Raw genomic sequence first — 20,241 nt, forward strand, 5'->3', positions numbered from 1 at the left:
CTTCGCTACATTTAATTCGATAAATCTTGCTCAGCAACCATTTCCTCATAAGCCAGTTCAAATTGTTCGAAGGAGGCGGGTCCATTCGTTGTTTCATCATTTTGAAAAATCTCTGCAAAAGCATATGCTCTTGCTTCATCTAGGGAGAACTCTCTGGAACTCATCACTAGCTGCATATAAGACTTAAAATAAGTCTTACTCAGCTTACTACCGTTCTTCGTAACCATCTCTTTCCCTCCACTCGCTTAATCCTTTATTAATTAAGTATGCTTATTATAATAGGATATCTTTAAGCAAAGCAACCCTGAAGGATTATGCCTGTTCAATCGAAAGTTTTTCCGCTAGCGGTAGGCTCACTTTGAACGTTGTGTACTCATCATTCGAATGGCAACTAATCCTACCTTGATGATTCTGAATGATTTTTCTACATACGTATAAACCAATTCCTGTTCCAAGTTCCTTTGTTGTATAGAAAGGCTCAAAGATTGTTTTTAGTGTTTCAGCTGGAATTCTTGGACCATTATTTGTAAGGTAGATATTCACCATTTCTTCATCTTGATCACAATGTAACTCGATTCGTCTTGGACCAGGCGTTTCTTTCAGGGCATCGATCGAGTTCATCATAATGTTTAAGAAAACTTGCCTTAATTTATCTTGTTGACCAAAGACATTCAAATTAGCTGGAATATTATTATGTATTTCAACATCACAATCCACTATACTCGGATAAATAAAGTCTATAATTCCCACTAGAATAGTTTTTACTTCCAACCATTCAAGGGACCCTACATCAATCTCCTTCTTTGAAACATGAAGAAATTGAGAAATACGAAAATTGAGTTGCTGTAATTCGTGATCAATAACATCAATGTATTCCAAGTCCGGATACTCTTTCTGTAGTAGCTTCACAAATCCCATAATAGCCGTAAGCGGATTCCTGAACTCGTGTACAAAGCTCGAGGACATCTGACCTAGAATGGACAGCTTTTCCTGATGTGTTTCATCAATAAAAGAGATCTTCTCTTGTAGCTCATTATTCTTCATTCTCGTGTATTCAGAAACAGCATGATAAGAAAATTGATCAAACAACTCATTAATCGAGTCCAAAATACTTTGCAATTCGCTTACTTCAATCCCTGCATATGTCATATGCTTCATCAAAACGCTTCTTCCAGCATTAACGTTGTAGATAAAGTCTCCGATGTTAACGTTTGCTTCTACTCGCTCAAGTGCTACTTTCTTAGCAAGAGCAATTATTCTATCCAAGCAAATAGGGGCTTCTATATTTTTTTGAACAAGGCGATACATCATGACACCGTTCTCTTCTACTTTATCCTGATGGACATCAGTATCTGATATTCGGATTTTAGACTTCCAATTTTCCAAATACCTTTCGAGGTTGTCATCTAAGTATTCAAGTAATTGCTCGCGTACAGACATAAGGTGTTCCCCCTTTCACAAGTGCTGTGAATGTATATGTAAGGTTTTACTATCTGTCACAAGTATAACAGGAAACCAAATTAGGTTAATAGATATATCAAACTATAAATTTTGGAAACACCGCTTTCCTACTAGTCCTAAATACCTCTTTCTTCAAAACAAGCGATATTGTTGCTCTGAGATCGATCTAATCACTACATCGTTATACGACTAGTTGCTTTATCACTCTTGCAGGATTTCCACCAATCACAACATTAGACTGTACGTTTTTTGTAACAACTGCTCCTGCCCCTACAACAACATTATCCCCGATCGTCACTCCAGGGTTAATAATTGCGCCTCCCCCTATCCAGACGTTGTCACCTATTGTGACAGGTTCACCATATTCTTTACCTGAATTTCGTTCATCAGGATGCAATGGGTGTGTCGCTGAATAGATATGAACGCCTGGACCTAACATACAGTTGTCGCCAAATCGAATCGGACAAATATCAAGCATGATACAGTCGAAATTCGCGAAGAAATTCTCGCCAACATGAATGTTGTATCCATAATCGCATTTGAAGTTTGGTTCAATGTAGACATTATCTTTCGCTCCACCAAGCAGTTCTTTCAATAGATTGGTTCTCTTCTCTATATCTGTTTCAATCGTTTGATTGAATAACCGCGTTAATTTACGAGCGTGGAGACGGTCCTTCATCAATTCTTCATCAACTGGTTCATAAAGATCACCGTTTATCATTTTTTCTTTTTCTGTTCTCACAAGTCCCACTCCTATCCATACCTTATGTCAGTACTACACTTGCTTTCCAATCCTTTAAATACGCTAACATATCTATCCACAACTCTTCATTCTCCGTTAAAAAATGACCACCTTCTGGAATTAAAGAGACCTCACAAGACGGTAGCCGTTGCGCTAATTTCGTCACTTCCCCCACAGGTGAAAGCGTATCTTTTTCACCGTGCCAGATACGCACTGGACCATTAATTTCGTTCACATCAAATCCCCAGTCTTTAGCTAATAGATTCGTTTCATATAGTACTCCTTCCACGCCTTGCCTATAAGCTTCCTTTGCGTGGTAGAGACTTAACTCGACAAGTTCTTTATCTTTAAGAAGCGTTCGATCCCACTCAGCAAGATGGGGATGATTACCTTTAAGTATAGATTTAATATACTTATCTGGATCTTTCTCAAGCACCTTCTTTTGAGCAAGATTCGCTCGTTTCATAAGCCAGGGAAAATATTTTGTAAGAAAAAAAGCCCTCCTGTTTTCTTTCGCCATATCTTTAGGTGCTTTTCCTTCTGGAAATGGAGCCGCTGAGGAGACAAGTGCTGTTTTCTGAACACGTTCGGGCATCGCATAGGCACAAGCTGCGGCAAAAGCTCCTCCGCCTGATACACCTAGAACAGAAAAGCTAACTAAACCAAGATATGTCGTCAGCTCTTCAATATCTAATGCCCAGTCTAAAATGGTTCTGTTTTTCTGAAATTCTGACAATCCGTAACCAGGTCGATCGGTTGTGATTAAATAGATCCCCATAGCTTTTGCCTGTGAATCATCACTTTTAAACCATACCCGTGATCCCGGCGTTCCATGAAAAAGCAGAACCGGTATCCCAGTCGGATCACCATAAGTCCAATACCCTAGTTTCCGTCCATCCTCTAACGTTATCGACTTTTCTTGCATATTACCCTCCTCTAAATACTTGTTAGTGTTTCTTTTTCTTTTCTATACCCGCTTTATAATATAACTAGTGCGACATCTCTACTACTTTCTACGATTAAGAACTCAATTAGTTCCCTAACACTAGCAATCTGTATTTTTGAGTATTGACTCTTACGTTACGTGATCCATTATCGTTACTATTGAAAGGAGGCGCACCCGATGACTAAACAAGTGAAAGAAGTTGCAGAATTAACAGGTGTTAGCGTTCGCACTCTTCATTACTATGATGAAATTGATTTATTAACTCCGAAGACGACAGAAGCTGGATATCGCCTGTATTCCGCAAGCGACCTTGAAAAACTTCAACAAATTCTTTTTTTAAAAGCGCTCGACATTCCACTTAAGAAAATCAAAGAGATTTTGGAGCATCCAGAATTCAATCGGATCGAAGCTTTGGAATACCAGAAAGCAATCCTACTTGAAAAACAACAGCGCATCATGTCGATGATCAATACAATCGACAAATCCATTCAACATGCGAAAGGGGAAATTAATATGACAGACAAAGAGAAGTTTGAAGGCTTTGATTTCGCTCAAAATCCATTTGAAGAAGAAGCACGCAAACGATACGGCGATGAAGCAATCGACCGTTCAAGTAAAAAACTTGCTAAGCTGAATAAAGATGAAAGAAAAGAGCTCAGTCAGACCTTTGATGAATTATACAAAAAGCTCGCCTCCTTACGCCACGGTCCCTCAACTTCGAAAGAAGCTCAAGAAGCAATTCATGAATGGTATGAGTACCTTAACGCGAATTTCGGCTATACCTATACGCTTGATGCCTTTAAAAATCTTGGGCAAATGTATGTAGATGATGAGCGCTTCACAAAAAACATTGATCGGTTTGGCGCCGGACTTGCAAAGTTCATGAAGCAAGCGATGGCGATTTATGCGGATTCAAGAAAATAGAGGGGCAAGATCAAATCCACAAAAAAACATCTCAACTTTAAAAAGGTTGAGATGTTTCACTTTATTCTTTCTTTCCTTTACCGTTATAAAATGATACGCCGAGCGCTATTCCAATGGCTATACCTAACGCAATACTGTCTAAAGCTACACCGACACCAGCACCGATCGCAACTCCGGTTCCAATCGCTACTCCGAACCCATTGTTTTTGGTCCGCTTCTTTTCCAACCTAAACCTCACTCCTTCAAATAAGAATATGGTTCTATTAGTATGGGTTACGATAAAAGAAGCAAAATGTTTCACCAGAAACAATCATGTTACCGTTCACATAAATAGGAGCTAAAGCTATGATGGTTGCTTTATTTACTTTTGTGGAAACATTCCTGAGGAAATAAATGGCTTGAAAAAAGAACCCCGATCGTATCGACGATCGGGGTTCTTTACGTAAACGCCTTTCCACTTTTCTTTAGATCCGTTCACCATTTTTAAGCTTTTGAATTAAGTCGGTAAGATCCGATTTCTGGATTCGCCAGTGACTACCAATTTTGAAAGCAGGAATTTTACCATCCTGAACGAGCTTATATGTGGTCATTTCACTTATTTGAAAGTATTTGGCTACTTGAGAGATCGTCATTATATCATGATGCTCACTATCCATTGTATCGCCCCTTATCACTCTATCTTCTTAGTCTAACAAAATTTATTTCCTCGTGAAGATCACTCTAACAATAAGATAACTCATTATAACAGGTTATATCAAATAATAGTTAAATAGGTTAAAAATGAATATAAATGGTTGCATTGAATTCCAATCAAGCAAAATTATCAAAAAGAAAATTAAAGAATATAGGAGATAAAGAAAGCAAATTAAAGGAAAAACGCATTGATGTAGGCTTACATAAGAACTTTTATTTTCATAGATTCTATGCTAGAATTCATCTTGTTGTAAACGGACCCGACTTCTATGAGAGTTAGAAGTCATCACAATACTAGAGTTAGAAAGAGGTGCCACATTGAATTTAACTTCAATTAAAGAAAACTGGTTTGGGAATGTGAAAAACGATACGCTCGCCGGAATCGTTGTCGCACTTGCCTTAATTCCAGAAGCAATCGCATTTTCCATTATCGCAGGTGTCGATCCAATGGTTGGTTTGTATGCGAGCTTCTGTATTGCTGTTGTCATAGCTTTTGTTGGTGGTAGACCAGGGATGATTTCCGCAGCTACCGGAGCGATGGCGCTCTTAATGGTTACACTTGTCGCCGATCATGGTCTCCAGTATTTACTTGCTGCTACGATCCTAACCGGAATCATTCAATTCCTACTTGGCGTTTTTAAATTAGCGCGTTTTATGAAATTCATACCACGCTCCGTTATGGTTGGTTTCGTAAATGCACTAGGTATTCTAATCTTCACATCTCAACTGCCTCACTTTGCTGGTGAATCATGGCCAATGTACGCAATGGTCGCAGGAGCGCTTGCTATCATTTACATTATTCCACGATTTACGAAAGCTTTGCCTTCACCATTAATTGCAATTGTCGTCATTACAATCGTTGCAATTATGACAGGTAGTGGTGTAAGAACTGTAGGCGATATGGGTGAATTAACACAGGCTCTTCCATTATTCTTAATTCCAAGCATTCCGTTGAATTTCGAAACGCTTGCAATTATTTTTCCATATTCAATGGCTTTAGCCATCGTTGGACTACTAGAGACATTCTTAACAGCTCAGATTGTAGATGATTTAACAGATACAGATAGTGATAAAAATAGAGAAGCTAAAGGCCAGGGTACGGCCAACGTTGTTGCTGGATTTTTCGGCGGAATGGCCGGCTGTGCAATGATTGGACAGTCTGTTATTAACGTGAAATCTGGTGGTCGTGGTCGTCTTTCTACACTTGTTGCAGGTGTATTTCTGATGTTCCTTATTCTCGTACTGAACGATCTTCTCGTTAAGATCCCAATGGCTGCACTTGTAGGCGTTATGATTATGGTATCAATCGGTACATTCGATTGGTCATCCGTTAGAAATCTTCACAAAATGCCGCGTTCTGATGCTGCCGTTATGGTTGTAACCGTCGTGACTGTTGTCACAACACACGATTTATCAAAAGGTGTGTTCGCAGGTGTTATCTTAAGTGCTCTCTTCTTCGCATCGAAGATTTCAAAAGTGCACATTGATGAAAAAGTAGATGAGTACACGCAAAAGAAAATCTACCATGTTCACGGTCAACTGTTTTTCGCTTCCGTTACTGAGTTAGTGAATGGCTTTGATTATAAAGACTCAGTTGAACGGGTAGAAATTGATCTATCAAACGCTCATGTTTGGGACGATTCAGGTGTTGGAGCAGTTGATAAGGTTGTTTCGAAGTTCAGGCAAAATGATATTGAAGTTGAAATAACTGGTGTGAATCAGGAAAGTTCTCAGTTAATAGACCGATTAGCGGTTTATAATAAATAAGGTCAAAAAAGCAAGCTACAGATAGTTGTGGCTTGCTTTTTAGTTGGCTGTTTTCGTAAATGGTGGTAATTTCCGCTCCAGGATGCTCGCTTTCCGCGGGGCGGGCGGTGAGCCTCCTCGGCGCACTAAAAAATTGCGCCTGTGGGGTCTCACCTGTCCCGCTAGTCCCGCAGGAGTCGAGCATCCTTCCGCTCCAATCAGTTAGTCTCGTTTTTTACACAAAAACCTCTTTCAAAAAGGCTATGTTAGCTCATATTGTTGATTTCTCGATTTTTGGCTCATTCGAGTGAAACCTCAGTTTCACTCGCCTTCAATAAGATTATCTTTTACTAAGATGACTTAATATGTTGTCTTTGTATAAATCATAACAAAGTGTAGGGTTGCTGGTGTGGAACCGTAGTTGAGATATCCATGCTTTTGATTTGCATTAAATTTAATGGAGTCGTATGTTTGTAACTCATACATTTGATCTTGAACCTGAACCGTCACGCTTCCCTCCATCACCGTTACATATTCAATTACTCCATCTTGGTGCGCATCAGCAACATATTCCCCGCCCGCTTTTAGGAATGCCCTATGCGTTTCAATTGAACCATAGCCACTATTAGTAAACATTGGTTCAAGCGTAAGTGCTTCATTAGCACTCAATACTTTATTTCCTTCATTTTTTCTAGAAATAACAACTTCTTGTGTTTCAGCAAGTAACGTTGAAATAGGAATAGCAAGGCCATTTGCGATTTTCCATATGATTGTTAAGGAAGGATTCGCTTCTCCTCTTTCGATTTTACCTAGTGTTAATTTACTTACCTCTGTTAAGTCAGCCAATTCCTGCAAACTAATACTCCGTTCTTTTCTGATTCCTCTTAAGGTTATCCCAACTTGTCTTGCGAGTTTTTCTGCTTCTTTCAATTCTTTATCACTCATTTGATGATCCTCTCAATCATTTACTGTTGTACTTTTCTGCCTATTCGATTAGTATATTATATTATATCTAAAGTTAATCATGATATACCAAATGCTAAGGATGTGTTTATGTATGAAGGAACTTGCTATCGGAATTCTCGCTTCTATCTTTTTTTCTGTTACATTCATACTGAATCGATCAATGGAGCTTGCTGGAGGAAGCTGGATGTGGAGCTCGTCTTTGCGATTTCTGTTCATGGTACCTTTTCTAATTCTTATTGTACTAGGTAGACATAATTTGAAACAAGTAATTGTTGAAATGAGAAAACATCCTTTTTTGTGGATGTGGTGGAGCTTCGTAGGATTTGTGTTGTTCTACGCTCCTTTAACTTATGCTGCTGCATACGGACCTGGTTGGCTCGTAGCTGGGACATGGCAAATCACGATTGTTGGAGGGATTTTCGTTGCGCCTCTCTTCTTCCAAACCATTCAAACCGATCAAGGTCTGATCAAGAAACGACATCCTATACAAACAAAAGCACTTTACATCTCCGTCATCATTCTAATCGGTGTGATGCTCATCCAACTCCCAAAAGCCAAAGATCTTACATTATTGGAAGTTACGGTTGGAATCCTTCCCGTCCTTCTTGCCGCCTTTGCATATCCACTTGGGAACCGCAAAATGATGGAGCTTTGTGAAGGTAGACTCGATACGTTTCAACGTGTACTAGGTATGACGCTAGCTTCACTACCGTTCTGGATTATCATTAGTCTTATTGCAATTCAACAAGTAGGACCACCTACTACTGATCAACTAATTCAATCTTTCATTGTCGCCGTTTGTTCCGGCCTCATTGCGACAACTCTTTTCTTCATCGCAACTGATCGGGTTAGACTTAACCAAGGAAAACTCGCTGCAGTTGAAGCCACCCAGTCTACACAAGTGTTGTTCGTCGTAGCTGGAGAATCTTTACTTCTTTCAAGTCCTCTACCAGGGAGTCTTGCATGGACTGGCATTAGTCTTATCATATTAGGTATTGTTCTACACAGTTTTAACGTGAAGAAAATAGGCGTAAAGAATAAGGAAGATGGTCGAAAGCTTAAGCAAAGTGTATAAGAAATGACATAGAAAAGGCGCGTTTGGTTGATACCCTTCGCGCCTTCTTCCTATTGTAAACTCACCTTCACTAGCTCAATCAAAATCTCTTCTGCAGACCTAATAGCATCTCCGCCACCTTGAGCAAACTCTTTCTTCCCTCCGCCTTTACCGTTGATAAGCGGTAGGACTTCTTTCAAAGCGAGGTTCATATCCAAATGAAGCTCTGCTCCTCTGCCACACACAACCTGAAGTTTATTCTCCACCTCACTTATTAAGAAAACAATAACAGATGGATCTTCATTCAAAATTGTTTTGCCAAGCTTTTGAATCTCCTTCATACCGTACTCGTAGGAGATCATTTGTACTACTCTTTGCCCATGTATCGTCTCTGCAGACTGCAACAGCTCTTTCGCTTTAAATGTGAGAAGACGATCGTTCAACTCCTCTATTATTTTCTCGTGCTCTTTCGTTTGCATGACGAGACGATTAGCTGCATCAACAAGATCACCCTGTGGGACATTGAGACCATTTGTAAGTCCCTGCACTACCTTTTGTTTTTGATGTAGCTGATCCAACACGCGATTGCCACACACAAAATGAACACGCAATTGCTTCTTCAGTTTCTCCCATTTCAGAACGCTTATGGCACCTACCTCAGCTGTTGAAGAAGGATGTGTCCCACCACAGCCACTAGTATCAACATCTGAAATTAAAACAAGACGGATATGATGAGTTACTGAGACTTCTTTCCGAAGATTAAATTGAGTCACTTCTTCATTCGTAATCCATTTCGTTTCAATTGGATGGTTATTTTGAACAAATGAGTTAGCGAGAGCTTCCACATTTCTTACTTCTGCTTCATCTAATGATGAGATATCAAGATCAATCGTACAAACTTCCTGTCCGAGATGAAAACTTACCGTTTTATATCCAAAACGGTCTTCGAATGCAGCAGATAGAATATGCTGTCCAGCATGTTGCTGCATATGATCAAACCGTCTCATCCAATTAATTTCACCTTGCACATCTTCTTCCACTTCTCTTTCAACAAAGTGTCGAACCTCACCGTTCACTTCTTCCACATCGGTAACAGCGACTCCATTTAACATTCCTTTGTCAAAAGGTTGTCCCCCGCCAGTCGGATAAAAGGCTGTTTGATTTAGGACAACATAACGGCGATCCGCATCATCAGTCGTTTGCTTTACAATTTGTGCTGGAAAACTTGTTAGGTATGGATCTTCATAGAATAATTTCTGAGTCATAAGAGTTCACTACTTTCTATTTGTACTTGCTCCCATCCACAATCGTATCACGTTTCTTACATAAAAAAGAAATTCAAAAAGGCAGTTGAGAAATTCAACTGCCTTACACCTTACAACTTATTTAAAGTGAGTATAGTTCCATTGCATAAAGCTCTTTAAAGACATTTTGACAGCAGTCATTTTCCCAGAACACCCTTGTTAAGTATTCTGCAAATTGATGGTTACCTGCTTGCTCGGGGACAATGCCATAAATCGCTTCTTCAAATGCGTAATGATTGACTGATTTCTTCTCTACAATACTTTCTTCATAATCTGTCATCAAAAGGATAATACGATCATACTGCTCTCTTTTAATCCCATATTCGTATAGCACTCGATCGATTGATGTGTTTGAGAAAAGGAGCTCTTGCCTGAATAAAAGATAGTCGACCGTCTCTTCAAGCTCAGCAATTCGTTGTTCCATTGCACTTTGCTTCATCTCATATCCCTCCAATATCATCATTTTTCATAGAAAAGGAGTTACACCTGCAGACCGACACGCTTCACTGAACAATTTGTCATATGACAGATTATCTTCACCTTTATTATAATCCGAAACCGCTTACATTACTAGGTTGTTCAACACAATGACACAAAAATGAAACCTTCGTCATTTACCTACACAGAGGTTATGATGCAAGCTGCAACATAACCTCTGTTTACCTTATCGACCTGTCATATTTTCAATTTCTTGATTTCGCTTTTCTCTCTCTGAATCAGTTGCTAAATCATACTTTTTTAAGAGATGAAACAGCTCATTCAACGCTTCTTGAGAAATCGTTTGTTGAAGAAATTTATAGGTCTTTTGAACAAGCGCATCAGGCATAAAGTCTGATTGATCTTCAAGCTTTGCTAAAACATCCCCATATGAATGATCAATGGTACATTTCCCCACGGTGTCGAACCCCCTTTCTCTTATTAAATCTTTGTTTTTGGCTATTCTCGTACAAGTAGTTGGATAAGAGTAATAATTAAAAATGCCTTACTTCTTCTTCGTGAATTTTGCTAACAATAGCGCGAATATAAGTAGAAACACGCCGATTAGCACAACATTATCAGATATCAATTCCAATTAAGCCCATCTACCTTTCAAACGAAATGACATTAATAGCAAAAGGATACCATAATCCACTTCAAGATTGCTTTTAATTCCAATTGAACTGATGAAATTCGATCTTTCTCAACGTCGATTTAAGGAAAATATTGGTCTTTCGACTTCTTCCAATCATTTCCCCGGAAATTGACTATTAATTTACAGAGTCATTCTTTTAAACTAGACAAACCTAATTTTTCTTCCTCGACACCAATAGTCCATTCTTTCAAATAAGCTTGTGTATAATCATTATATAATCTATCAACAGTGGGAGGAATCATATGAAAGCTCTTCGTTTGATCTTCTTATTCGCCCTATTATTTCTCGTAACGTCGTGCAGTTTTCTAACGTCTTCCAATTCGTCTGAAGAAGTCGACGCCAAGAAAGAAACAGAGGACAAGCAGTCAAAATCGTCTAGTGAAATGAGCTCTTTGTTTCAAGAAGGAACATACAAATGGGAAGAGGATAACATGATTTTAGGAGCAATGGACATCATCGAGCCGCAAGAAGGCTCATTTTCGTTCATTCTTCAGGCATATGATGGCCTAAATGTTGGAGAGCTGTCAGGTACAGCGGAAGTAGATGGCGACACAGCGACGTTCACTGATCCCACTAATGAGAAGTGTAAAGCCACATTCGGTTGGCAACAAAATCAACTTGCAGTTGATACGAGTGAAGCCTGTCAAACGGAAGAGAACACCGTATCGTTCACAGGCATTTATACATTCATACAAATTGGTAAACAGGAAATATCAAATCCATCTGAGGCTGAGGAAACCACAGAAAGTAACGGATCCGATTGGCAGGAAGCTCTCTACATCGATGCTAGCTATGACCGAGGGAATCTCAGTATTTCAAACGTTTCAGAGGATTCTTTTCAGTTCAATTTTGATATAAGCCATGCTGGTCAGGATGGTGAACTAACAGGAACTGCCGAAATCACTGGGGATGAAGCAACATTTCAGGATAAAGATGATCCAGCTTGTAAAGGAACGTTTGCTCTTCTGAATAACGTTGTTACATTTAAAGAAGACTCCTGTATCAATTACCATGGTGCAGGAATAGAGTTTACAGGTAGCTTTACAATGACTGACCAGAAACCTTTAACAACTACAAAACCAGATCCATCATGTACTGCTGCTCCATTTCATACTGAACTTCTGAAATTTGCGGAACAAGGTCATTTAAAAGACTCTTCTGTTTTCCTGGGGATGACAGAAGATGAGTTGAAACAAGAGAAACCTTCCATGACGTATAACGAGGACCTTTATGAAGGGCTTCCTGGTTTCTTTGACAATAAATATACGTACTTAACTGTCGATCAAGAGGTCTTCAACCTACGTTATAATGCATTGTCAGAAGGTGAAGCTATTCCTTATTCCGATCTCGTTTGTCAGTTCGGTGAACCAGACGAAGTGATTTTCAATGAACTTGATAACGTCTATTTTCACGTCTATAACTCCGGAGAGAACAAGCTTTCCTTCGTTTCAGATTCTAAAGAAGGCGACATTAAAGCCGTTCAGCTTGAATCGCAACGTAGTAAGTTAGCGCATTAATTATCAGAAGAAGCCAGATGATAACCATCATCTGGCTTCTTCTTTGTCATACGATTTACACTATTCAACTAATGATTGCACTAGTTCATCTGATAAGGCAATCTTTCCACCAACAATGTAATATTTATCAGCAAAAGCGCCATACTTCGAAATTGTTTTCTTTGTTGTCGCCTGCGCTTGTGTCGCATGTGTTAAAAGAACTGGGGCTCCTTTAGATGCAGCTAAAGCAGATCCCGATAGTGCGTCTGGATAATTACTTCCAGTAGCAATCAGAGGTGTTGCCATGTTCAGCTTACCTGCAAAGTAGTGAATCACGTTACTATTTGTTTCGTAGCGATCGTTCCCGCTAATTCGCACGTATTTCCCAAGACTTTTCGCTACACTATTTGGTATTGCTGTTGTTCCCCCAATGACGAAAAACTCGTTCATCGAAGATGTTTTCACATAGTTCCCTACCGAATCTGGAAGCGAACTTTTCTTTGTTAATAGAATTGGCATGTTAAGTGATGCCGCAATTGGGGCTATAGAAAGAGCATCAGCAAAACCTGCTCCTGTTGTAACAACTGCCTTCTCAGATTTCCCTAGCTGTTTCGCAACATTAACAGACGTTTCATATCGATCACTTCCGCTAATTCGCTTAAATGTAATGCTAAGACTTTTCAGCTGTTTTTCAACATTCGTTGTAATTGCTGATTTACCACCTACTAGAATAACTTGCTCCACGCCAAGTCGATCGAGTTCCTTCATAACAGACTCTGGTAACGCATTCGTGTCTGTTAATAGGAGCGGTGCTTTGTTTCGATGAGCAAGTGGTGTTGCGCTAAGCGCATCTGGATAATTTCGACCAGTGGCAATAACAGCAACGTTTGACTTTTTCCACCCTTTCTTCGAAACGTTCACTGCTGTTTCATAACGATTGGCACCTGAAATTCGCTCCATTGCCGCTTTCGTCCCATCTATAGCACGAACTGCACCAAATGCATCCAATCTCCCCCATCCGGAAACAAGATCGTATCCCGGAACTGGCTCCTCAAACGGATAAGGCTCTTCCCCTTCATAGTAATACTCTTCATAATCACTGTAAGGATTATCTTGTTCATCAAAAACAACATCGATCGCTGTCTCAGTTAGAATCTCTTGTATTTCACCTGGTGTTAGTTCTGGTTTTTGTGAAAGTAATAATCCCGCAACAGCTGATACGTGAGGGGTAGCCATCGACGTTCCAGACATATAAGAAACATGACCATCAGGCATAATCGATGGAATATCTGTCCCAGGGGCTACTAAATCCAAGCCAGATCCATAATTTGAATAGTCCGAGACGATATCGAGACGATTTGTTGCACCGACTGATATCGTATACTTTGAAGATGCTGGATAAGAAAGTTCCTCAAACCCATCATTTCCACTTGCTGCGATCACTGTTACACCGTGATCGTTTGCATACTTTAGGGCATATTCAATTACGCGACTATAAGATCCCCCAAGGCTAAGGTTAATGACTTGAGCACCTTGATCTACTGCATATTTAATACCATATGCAATCTGCTCGGTATCTCCAGATCCTGAAGCATCAAGCACTTTAACTGGCATAATCGTAGCATGTGAATTGAGTCCTGCCATTGAAAAATGGTTATTAGCTTCGGCTGCTATAATTCCGGATACGTGAGTACCATGTCCATTGTCATCCATTGCATTCGAGCTTCGATCGATATAATTATAAGCGCTACTCGTATCAACTGATGAGCTTAAGTCTGCTAACGTGTTATCAACACCTGTGTCGACAACGGCAATGACTGTGTTTTTCAACTTTTTTCCAATCATCCATTTTTGCAACTCTTCGAATTGAACATCTACTCCACTCATTCCACCGTCACTGCCACTGTTATGAAGTGACCATTGATAAGAGTAGTGACGATCTTCAGTGAAAATAGAGTACTGTTGAACAGGTTCAACGAAATCCACTTGTGGAAGCTTCGAAATTTTATTTGAAGTAGTTTCAAGTGATTTTGCTGATGATTGATCCATTTCCATCACATACATATTTGCAAACCCTGCTCCGTTCGCTTTAAGCGGGTCGATTGCATGAACACCATATGACTGTGCTTTTGAAGTAATACTTGAAACCTTCTGATCGTCCTTCAACTTCACAATCACACGATTACCAGCCTTTGGTGTTGCATAACCAGTATTTGTAAGAATAGACGAAATCGTTGATTGAGTTAGATTTGTAATTCCAACGCTCTTCGCAGTTGTTTGGATTTGCTTTTGAAGGAAAGCAGGTACAGAATCATGCGCTGTTTCATACAACCTGTTGATTGCATTTTGATCTTGCTGCGTCACTTTATACGTACTTGCACTTCCATGTTCAGCTACATCTCGGAATAAGTCCTTTAGTTGAACTAAGTCATGATAGACATTTTCTCTCATCGACTTACTAAAAACCATTTTGGCACTAATAAACGGTGCACTCTTATAATAAAGCCCTGATAAATTCTTACCTTTGTCTGTTTGAGATAGAACGGTTTCACGTATCGTCCGAAGATCTTTGAGAATAACCTCACCATTCTCACGTTCATTCGTGCTAAGCTCTGCTGGACATTCTTCTGTCATAACATAATCTGATGGTGCAAGCGTAACACCGTCGTAAGATAAGGTATAGGCTCCGCTTATTTCACTTTCTATTTCCTCAAACTCTTCTCCACCATAGTGTTCAACCTTTATGTAATAAGGGCCGATCCATGCTAAAGGAAAATCGATCATTGCAGGTTCATTTTCAAATGAATATCCCATATAACGATCAAAAGCACGGTTGTCTACAGCATTCTCAAGGCTTGAGTAGACTGTAACGTTTAACTCCTGCTCTGACGTAAGCTTCATCCTGAAATGAGTATAGTCTTTAATATCTGATTCGGAAGGATGGACTACGTACCAGTGAACCTGCTCACTGTCATTAAAACTCCCTTCAATAGGGGTTGAACTTGTTAATGTGACCTCATTCTCTGGTACATTTCCAGTTGCACCCTGAACTTGTTTCACGGGGAACTGACTGAAAAGCATTGTGAAAATCATAACGACGACCAAGACGCTACTAATCTTCTTCATCCTAAACCTCCATCTAATAGATTCAATATACAAATCTATTAAATCACAAATCGGATGAAAATGGTGGAAAATTTTTCTACAAAATGGAACATAAAGGATGTCGGAATTCACATAGAATAATGCTTACTAAATACCTCAGCAAAATTGTTACTATTTCTACAATAAAAAGTGATCTATTCTCTAAAAAGAAACGTTATTCTAAAAGGGTATTATTAAGAAGATTGTTGTCTTTGTAAAAAGTTTAGTATTATAAACCTCAATTCATCACAATCACTACTCTTATAGCAACGATGTTTACGAATACACCCTTCTATTAAAAATGGAGGCGATAAATTGTTACCAAATGCACGAAAAAAACAAATTTTAACTTGGCTCAAAAACGAAAAGGCGCTTAAAATCTCAGAGATTAGCAAACGACTTAATGTCTCAGAAATGACAATTTATCGTGACGTTAAACCATTAATTGAACTGAACCACGCACTGAAAATACCAAATGGAATCGGATTACCGAACCCTCCAAGGCGTCGGGAAGGTGAATGTCCCTCTTGTTTGAAACCTGTACATACTAGATTATCTTTTGAAATAAGTTTCGATAAGAAACAATTAGAAACTTTCTGCTGCGCTCGCTGCGGATTGATGCGCTACAATGATACGAAAGAGGATGTCACTCAAGTCATTTGCAAAGATTATTTAACGGATAAACCAATCGATGCAACAGGTGCAACCTACCTATTACATTCAGATCTTAACCTCAATTGCTGTCAGCAGCAGATTATTACATTTGCGTCACGTATACATGCGAGACAATTCCAAACAGGATTTGGTGGAGATGTCTATCATTATGAAGAAGCAATCAGAATCCTTACCTTTGAAATGGATGGAAACGCCAGTCAAAGAAACTGAAGACGCAAAATCATTCTAACCATATACACAAAGAAAGAAGCGGCATTCACCGCTTCTTTCTTTGTGCTCATTTTATACCATCAGGATATGTCTTCTTTAGAAACACGACTGACTCATCGATTAATTGTTTCAATACTTCTTCATCAATATCAGCTACTTTATTAATATACACACAAGCTTTACCCGCTTTATGTTTACCGAACTTCTCTAACAACTGATTTCGTTCTGAATCCCCAGTAGCAAAATACAAACTGATTTTTGCTTTGCGTGGTGAGAAACCGACAAGTGGCGCATCCCCTTCATGACCTGAATCGTATTTGTAATGATAAGAACCAAATCCAATAATACTTGGCCCCCACATCTTAGCTTCATGTCCTGTTGTTTCAGTAAATAGATCTAACAGCCGATAAGCATCTTCACGCTTTTTAGAAGAATCTACATTCTCGATAAATTCAAGAACACTATTGTCTGTTTCTTTTGTTTTCAGTTCATACATGCCCAATATCTCCTTCCGTTTTTCTATGCCTCATTACTTTAGAATACCACGTCAACGATGCAACTCCTTTAAATAAGAACCTTTTCGTAGACGTTGTTGCTTATAGATAAGTGGTTAATTTCCGCTCCAATTAGCGAAGTTTGGTTTTCTAAACAAAAACCTTTAAAAGCAACAATCTTTTAGTAAAGACCCATAAATAAGCAGAATAACTTACCACAATTTTAAACATATAACCAAAAGTATATCCCGCTTATTTCTTTTATTACGGTTTCATGTTTATTCCTCAAAATGAGTTAGTTAGAAGCCAAATCGGGAACGTTCTGTTCAAGAGTCACCATCAACAATAAGATAAAACATCACGGAGGTTTAACAATGTTTACCTTAAATGACATCCCAATGTTTTTCGTGAATTTCTTCGTTATTTTGCCAATTGTAACGCTTGTTCACGAAGCTGGTCACGTGTTAATTGCAAGAGTCTTCGGTGGGAAAGTTAAATTCTGTATCGGTACAGGGCGCACCCTGTTTCAAATAGGACAGTTAGAAATAAAAAGAAAGTATTTTATGGAGGGCTGGTGTCAGTATGAAGAGTTGAAATACAACAAAACATGGGCACATATCGCCATTTATTTAGGTGGGAGTCTCTTTAATCTCATCGTAATACTTACAATTAACTATTTAATTGTTTCCGAAATCATGCCAGTGACTCTCTTTTTCTATCAATTCACGTATTTCTCGATCTACTTTATCTTCTTTTCTCTCTTGCCATTTCGAAATGACGATGGTCGTCCAAGTGATGGTATGGCTGTATTGGATGTTCTTCGATACGGAAAATCTGCTGATCCAATTGATTGATACAAAAACGTGTAGAGGGATGGCACATCCCTCTACACGTTCTACCATTTATAGTCTATAACTAATCTTCTCTATTCTCAAATTTTGCAGAAACAAAACCTAATACTGAACCAAGAATCGCACCGCCAAGTACTTCGATCGGTTGATGACCTAGGAACTCGTTTAATTCTTTTTCTCTTTCTACAAATTCAAAGCTTGGAAAATCTCCTGAGAGGGAAGCGAAACTATCTTCCAATTCATTGACAAGGCGTGCAATTTCGCCTGTATGTCGGCGAATTCCCTGCGCATCATACATTACGATCACACCAAATATCGCTGCAAGGGCTGTTTCAGTATGGCGTGATCCTTTATTTGCAGCAATATATGTTGCTAGTGCTGACACGCCAGCTGAATGGGAACTCGGCATGCCACCTGTTGTTGCTACCTGCTTCACATCCCACTCACCTGTCACCTTTTTATGTGTTAGGATCTTTAACCCCTGTGCAATTGCAATCGACGAGATTGCTGTTAGAATTCCTCTGTTCATCTTTTGCATTATTTCATCCTCCACTTCGCAATCGTTTCTATCATAATGCTTCTTTTATCCCATTACCCTAAGTGGAGAATTTTATTCAAATGAGCAAGTTATTTCATGATGAATTTACTAGTTTGAATACTTCAATTCTTAAAATCTTGAATTTGGAAATAAGCCAAAATCAATCCTATTAGAAACCAAATTGTAGCAACACTAATCACCAATAGCTCTTTCCACACTTCCTTTATTATTCGTCGACGAGACAACTGACTCTCACCCATTACCTCGACTGATTGAAAAGGCATACGTAGCAATAGACTCATGAGATACATGAAGAAATTCATTAGCCCTCTATGATTTGATACCATCGCTAATCTGTAAAAAATGTAAAATAGCATGATGCTAACGATGAATAGATAGATCATAGAAGCAATAAACGTATAAAATTCAACTTGAGCAAGATCTTTTGCTTCTGGAAAAAACATTGAATCACTTCTTTCACGAACGATTGGTCTAATGGTTAGTGTAACAAAATCACTTTCTGATCTTTCATAGAAGATTTCTCCAGTACCTTAACAACTTAATATCTATATATTTTTTCTATCAAAAAAACCCCACTGATCACATCAGCGGGGTCAAATTATCTACTAAGCTTTAATTCTCTTGAGAGAAGGAAACTCTCTCATATGGCTCTAATAAAGGCGCTTCCACTTCGAAAGCATCTGGATACTTTATTCCGAGCCCTGTATTTAAACAAACGACTCGATCACTATCATGAATCCAGTTAGACTCTCTCAAGTGTTTTGCTGCTGCAAACGTCGCAGCCCCTTCAGGGCAAATAAACTGTCCTTCTTCCTTTGCTACATCACGCTGAGCTTCTCTAATCTCATCTTCTGAAACAGCTACTGCACATCCTTCAGTTTGATAGATGGCATCAAGAACGAGAAAGTCACCGATCGCTTTTGGAACATTAATACCAAAAGCATGAGTCTCTGAATTCTCCCAGAATTCAGACTCTGTTTCCCCTTCCTGATAGGCTCTTACAATCGGCGCACACCCTTCTGATTGAACTGCTACCAACCGAGGGAGCTTTCCGCTAATCCAGCCGAGTTGCTGTAGTTCGAGAAGAGCTTTGTATATTCCAATTAACCCTACTCCTCCCCCAGTAGGATACAGAATAACGTCGGGTAATTCCCAGTTCATTTGCTCTGCAATTTCATAACCCATCGTTTTCTTGCCTTCAATTCGGTACGGTTCCTTTAGAGTAGAAGCATCGTAGAAGCATCGTTCCTTCACCAAGTCCGCTACAATTTTACCTGCGTCACTAATTAATCCATTTACTAGAAAAAGCTGGGCTCCTGAAATACTCACTTCTTTTCTCGTAATTTCCGGTGCATCTTCAGGCATAACAATATACGCTTCAATCTGAGCTTTCGCAGCGTATAGGGACCAGGCAGCACCAGCATTTCCATTTGTCGGCATAGCGAGGTGTTTTACACCTAATTCCTTTGCTTTCGAAATCCCAACTGAAGCTCCCCTAGCTTTAAAGGAGCCAGTTGGCACCAGTCCTTCATCTTTTATGTACAAATTCGAAATCCCCATTTGTTTCCCTAGGAAGGGAAGTTTCGATAATGGGGTCATCCCTTCTTCAAAACTTATCACGTGTTCTTCATGCTCTACAGGCAGCAATTCATGATAGCGCCAAAGAGAATAAGGACGACTCTTCAATTCTTCTTTCGTTACCCTTTTTTTAACCTCATCTAGCTTATAATCAACAAGTAACGGCGAGCCGCATTTGCATAGCTGTTGAATTGTATTTGAAAGATACGTTTCGTTACATTTCGGGCAAGAAAGATGAGAAATCATACTGTATGTCATGTAAGCAC

Annotated in this window: 21 protein-coding genes; 6 read left to right on the top strand and 15 right to left on the bottom strand. The window is 39.2% G+C overall.

Going from position 1 to position 20,241, the window contains the following annotated elements:
- Window positions 1–11 precede the first annotated feature (11 nt).
- The 4 genes from AB986_RS07565 to AB986_RS07580 all read right to left on the bottom strand — a co-directional run bounded on the left by AB986_RS07565 (window position 12) and on the right by AB986_RS07580 (window position 3,128).
- Window positions 12–227: a hypothetical protein gene (locus AB986_RS07565; protein ID WP_048310252.1), complete on the bottom strand. Its 216-nt coding sequence runs from the start codon at window positions 225–227 to the stop codon at window positions 12–14.
- Between the two features lie 85 nt (window positions 228–312).
- Window positions 313–1,440 carry a sensor histidine kinase gene (locus AB986_RS07570; RefSeq protein WP_048310253.1) on the bottom strand — a complete coding sequence of 376 codons (1,128 nt, stop codon included), beginning with the start codon at window positions 1,438–1,440 and terminating at the stop codon, window positions 313–315.
- 202 nt (window positions 1,441–1,642) lie between these two features.
- Window positions 1,643–2,203, bottom strand: coding sequence for a maltose acetyltransferase domain-containing protein (locus AB986_RS07575; RefSeq protein WP_048310254.1), 561 nt, complete (start codon window positions 2,201–2,203; stop codon window positions 1,643–1,645).
- Window positions 2,204–2,225: 22 nt separating this feature from the next.
- Entirely contained in the window at window positions 2,226–3,128 is a 903-nt protein-coding gene (locus AB986_RS07580) for an alpha/beta fold hydrolase (RefSeq protein ID WP_048310255.1), read from the bottom strand.
- Between the two features lie 198 nt (window positions 3,129–3,326).
- On the opposite strand from AB986_RS07580, the gene AB986_RS07585 reads away from it, so the two are divergent.
- Complete coding sequence (locus tag AB986_RS07585; RefSeq protein WP_048310256.1) at window positions 3,327–4,073, top strand: MerR family transcriptional regulator; 747 nt, start codon at window positions 3,327–3,329, stop codon at window positions 4,071–4,073.
- 61 nt (window positions 4,074–4,134) lie between these two features.
- Here the strand turns inward: AB986_RS07585 and AB986_RS22565 are convergent, their stop codons facing one another.
- Complete coding sequence (locus tag AB986_RS22565; protein ID WP_169749933.1) at window positions 4,135–4,299, bottom strand: glycine zipper domain-containing protein; 165 nt, start codon at window positions 4,297–4,299, stop codon at window positions 4,135–4,137.
- Window positions 4,300–4,537: 238 nt separating this feature from the next.
- On the bottom strand, window positions 4,538–4,729 hold the full coding sequence (locus AB986_RS07595; RefSeq protein ID WP_048310258.1) for a helix-turn-helix domain-containing protein: 192 nt from the start codon (window positions 4,727–4,729) through the stop codon (window positions 4,538–4,540).
- A 355-nt stretch (window positions 4,730–5,084) separates the two neighbouring features.
- Here AB986_RS07595 and AB986_RS07605 point away from each other — a divergent pair, with 355 nt between their 5' ends.
- Window positions 5,085–6,533 carry a SulP family inorganic anion transporter gene (locus AB986_RS07605; protein ID WP_048310260.1) on the top strand — a complete coding sequence of 483 codons (1,449 nt, stop codon included), beginning with the start codon at window positions 5,085–5,087 and terminating at the stop codon, window positions 6,531–6,533.
- Between the two features lie 339 nt (window positions 6,534–6,872).
- On the opposite strand, the gene AB986_RS07610 is transcribed toward AB986_RS07605, so the two are convergent.
- Window positions 6,873–7,457, bottom strand: a complete 585-nt coding sequence (locus AB986_RS07610; protein ID WP_048310261.1) for a helix-turn-helix domain-containing protein — start codon at window positions 7,455–7,457, stop codon at window positions 6,873–6,875.
- A 112-nt stretch (window positions 7,458–7,569) separates the two neighbouring features.
- On the opposite strand from AB986_RS07610, the gene AB986_RS07615 reads away from it, so the two are divergent.
- The gene (locus AB986_RS07615) at window positions 7,570–8,553 is read left to right on the top strand and encodes a DMT family transporter (RefSeq protein ID WP_048310262.1); all 984 of its coding nucleotides are present in this window, start codon (window positions 7,570–7,572) and stop codon (window positions 8,551–8,553) included.
- A gap of 50 nt (window positions 8,554–8,603) precedes the next feature.
- Here AB986_RS07615 and AB986_RS07620 read toward each other — a convergent pair whose 3' ends face one another.
- The 3 genes from AB986_RS07620 to AB986_RS07630 form a co-directional block, all read right to left on the bottom strand.
- Window positions 8,604–9,797 (bottom strand): serine-tRNA(Ala) deacylase AlaX, encoded by a 1,194-nt coding sequence (locus AB986_RS07620; RefSeq protein ID WP_048310263.1) that lies wholly within the window; start codon window positions 9,795–9,797, stop codon window positions 8,604–8,606.
- 121 nt (window positions 9,798–9,918) lie between these two features.
- Complete coding sequence (locus AB986_RS07625) at window positions 9,919–10,275, bottom strand: hypothetical protein (protein ID WP_048310264.1); 357 nt, start codon at window positions 10,273–10,275, stop codon at window positions 9,919–9,921.
- A gap of 225 nt (window positions 10,276–10,500) precedes the next feature.
- On the bottom strand, window positions 10,501–10,731 hold the full coding sequence (locus AB986_RS07630; RefSeq protein WP_048310265.1) for a group-specific protein: 231 nt from the start codon (window positions 10,729–10,731) through the stop codon (window positions 10,501–10,503).
- Window positions 10,732–11,210: 479 nt separating this feature from the next.
- Between AB986_RS07630 and AB986_RS07635 the strand changes: the two genes are divergently transcribed.
- Complete coding sequence (locus AB986_RS07635) at window positions 11,211–12,485, top strand: hypothetical protein (RefSeq protein WP_048310266.1); 1,275 nt, start codon at window positions 11,211–11,213, stop codon at window positions 12,483–12,485.
- Between the two features lie 60 nt (window positions 12,486–12,545).
- Here AB986_RS07635 and AB986_RS07640 read toward each other — a convergent pair whose 3' ends face one another.
- Window positions 12,546–15,590 carry a cell wall-binding repeat-containing protein gene (locus AB986_RS07640; protein WP_053216075.1) on the bottom strand — a complete coding sequence of 1,015 codons (3,045 nt, stop codon included), beginning with the start codon at window positions 15,588–15,590 and terminating at the stop codon, window positions 12,546–12,548.
- Window positions 15,591–15,923: 333 nt separating this feature from the next.
- Between AB986_RS07640 and AB986_RS07645 the strand changes: the two genes are divergently transcribed.
- A complete protein-coding gene (locus AB986_RS07645) occupies window positions 15,924–16,493 on the top strand; it encodes an HTH domain-containing protein (RefSeq protein ID WP_048310267.1) in 570 nt (189 codons plus the stop codon).
- A gap of 67 nt (window positions 16,494–16,560) precedes the next feature.
- Here AB986_RS07645 and AB986_RS07650 read toward each other — a convergent pair whose 3' ends face one another.
- A complete protein-coding gene (locus AB986_RS07650) occupies window positions 16,561–16,989 on the bottom strand; it encodes a DUF1801 domain-containing protein (RefSeq protein ID WP_048310268.1) in 429 nt (142 codons plus the stop codon).
- 372 nt (window positions 16,990–17,361) lie between these two features.
- On the opposite strand from AB986_RS07650, the gene AB986_RS07655 reads away from it, so the two are divergent.
- Entirely contained in the window at window positions 17,362–17,841 is a 480-nt protein-coding gene (locus tag AB986_RS07655; RefSeq protein ID WP_048310269.1) for a site-2 protease family protein, read from the top strand.
- Between the two features lie 61 nt (window positions 17,842–17,902).
- On the opposite strand, the gene AB986_RS07660 is transcribed toward AB986_RS07655, so the two are convergent.
- The 3 genes from AB986_RS07660 to AB986_RS07670 form a co-directional block, all read right to left on the bottom strand.
- Entirely contained in the window at window positions 17,903–18,376 is a 474-nt protein-coding gene (locus AB986_RS07660) for a divergent PAP2 family protein (RefSeq protein ID WP_048310270.1), read from the bottom strand.
- 122 nt (window positions 18,377–18,498) lie between these two features.
- Window positions 18,499–18,840: a hypothetical protein gene (locus AB986_RS07665; protein ID WP_048310271.1), complete on the bottom strand. Its 342-nt coding sequence runs from the start codon at window positions 18,838–18,840 to the stop codon at window positions 18,499–18,501.
- Between the two features lie 169 nt (window positions 18,841–19,009).
- A complete protein-coding gene (locus AB986_RS07670; RefSeq protein WP_048310272.1) occupies window positions 19,010–20,233 on the bottom strand; it encodes a threonine synthase in 1,224 nt (407 codons plus the stop codon).
- Window positions 20,234–20,241 lie beyond the last annotated feature (8 nt).

This window comes from Guptibacillus hwajinpoensis (genome assembly GCF_001039475.1).
Classification (GTDB): domain Bacteria; phylum Bacillota; class Bacilli; order Bacillales; family Guptibacillaceae; genus Guptibacillus; species Guptibacillus hwajinpoensis.

Coding starts and splice junctions, on each gene's coding strand:
- AB986_RS07565 (WP_048310252.1), bottom strand. CDS start 227: ATGGTTACGAAGAACGGTAGTAAGCTGAGTAAGACTTATTTTAAGTCT.
- AB986_RS07610 (WP_048310261.1), bottom strand. CDS start 7,457: ATGAGTGATAAAGAATTGAAAGAAGCAGAAAAACTCGCAAGACAAGTT.
- AB986_RS07670 (WP_048310272.1), bottom strand. CDS start 20,233: ATGACATACAGTATGATTTCTCATCTTTCTTGCCCGAAATGTAACGAA.
- AB986_RS07570 (WP_048310253.1), bottom strand. CDS start 1,440: ATGTCTGTACGCGAGCAATTACTTGAATACTTAGATGACAACCTCGAA.
- AB986_RS07655 (WP_048310269.1), top strand. CDS start 17,362: ATGTTTACCTTAAATGACATCCCAATGTTTTTCGTGAATTTCTTCGTT.
- AB986_RS07635 (WP_048310266.1), top strand. CDS start 11,211: ATGAAAGCTCTTCGTTTGATCTTCTTATTCGCCCTATTATTTCTCGTA.
- AB986_RS07625 (WP_048310264.1), bottom strand. CDS start 10,275: ATGAAGCAAAGTGCAATGGAACAACGAATTGCTGAGCTTGAAGAGACG.
- AB986_RS07580 (WP_048310255.1), bottom strand. CDS start 3,128: ATGCAAGAAAAGTCGATAACGTTAGAGGATGGACGGAAACTAGGGTAT.
- AB986_RS07620 (WP_048310263.1), bottom strand. CDS start 9,797: ATGACTCAGAAATTATTCTATGAAGATCCATACCTAACAAGTTTTCCA.
- AB986_RS07650 (WP_048310268.1), bottom strand. CDS start 16,989: ATGTATGAACTGAAAACAAAAGAAACAGACAATAGTGTTCTTGAATTT.
- AB986_RS07615 (WP_048310262.1), top strand. CDS start 7,570: ATGAAGGAACTTGCTATCGGAATTCTCGCTTCTATCTTTTTTTCTGTT.
- AB986_RS07665 (WP_048310271.1), bottom strand. CDS start 18,840: ATGTTTTTTCCAGAAGCAAAAGATCTTGCTCAAGTTGAATTTTATACG.
- AB986_RS07640 (WP_053216075.1), bottom strand. CDS start 15,590: ATGAAGAAGATTAGTAGCGTCTTGGTCGTCGTTATGATTTTCACAATG.
- AB986_RS07595 (WP_048310258.1), bottom strand. CDS start 4,729: ATGGATAGTGAGCATCATGATATAATGACGATCTCTCAAGTAGCCAAA.
- AB986_RS07585 (WP_048310256.1), top strand. CDS start 3,327: ATGACTAAACAAGTGAAAGAAGTTGCAGAATTAACAGGTGTTAGCGTT.
- AB986_RS07660 (WP_048310270.1), bottom strand. CDS start 18,376: ATGCAAAAGATGAACAGAGGAATTCTAACAGCAATCTCGTCGATTGCA.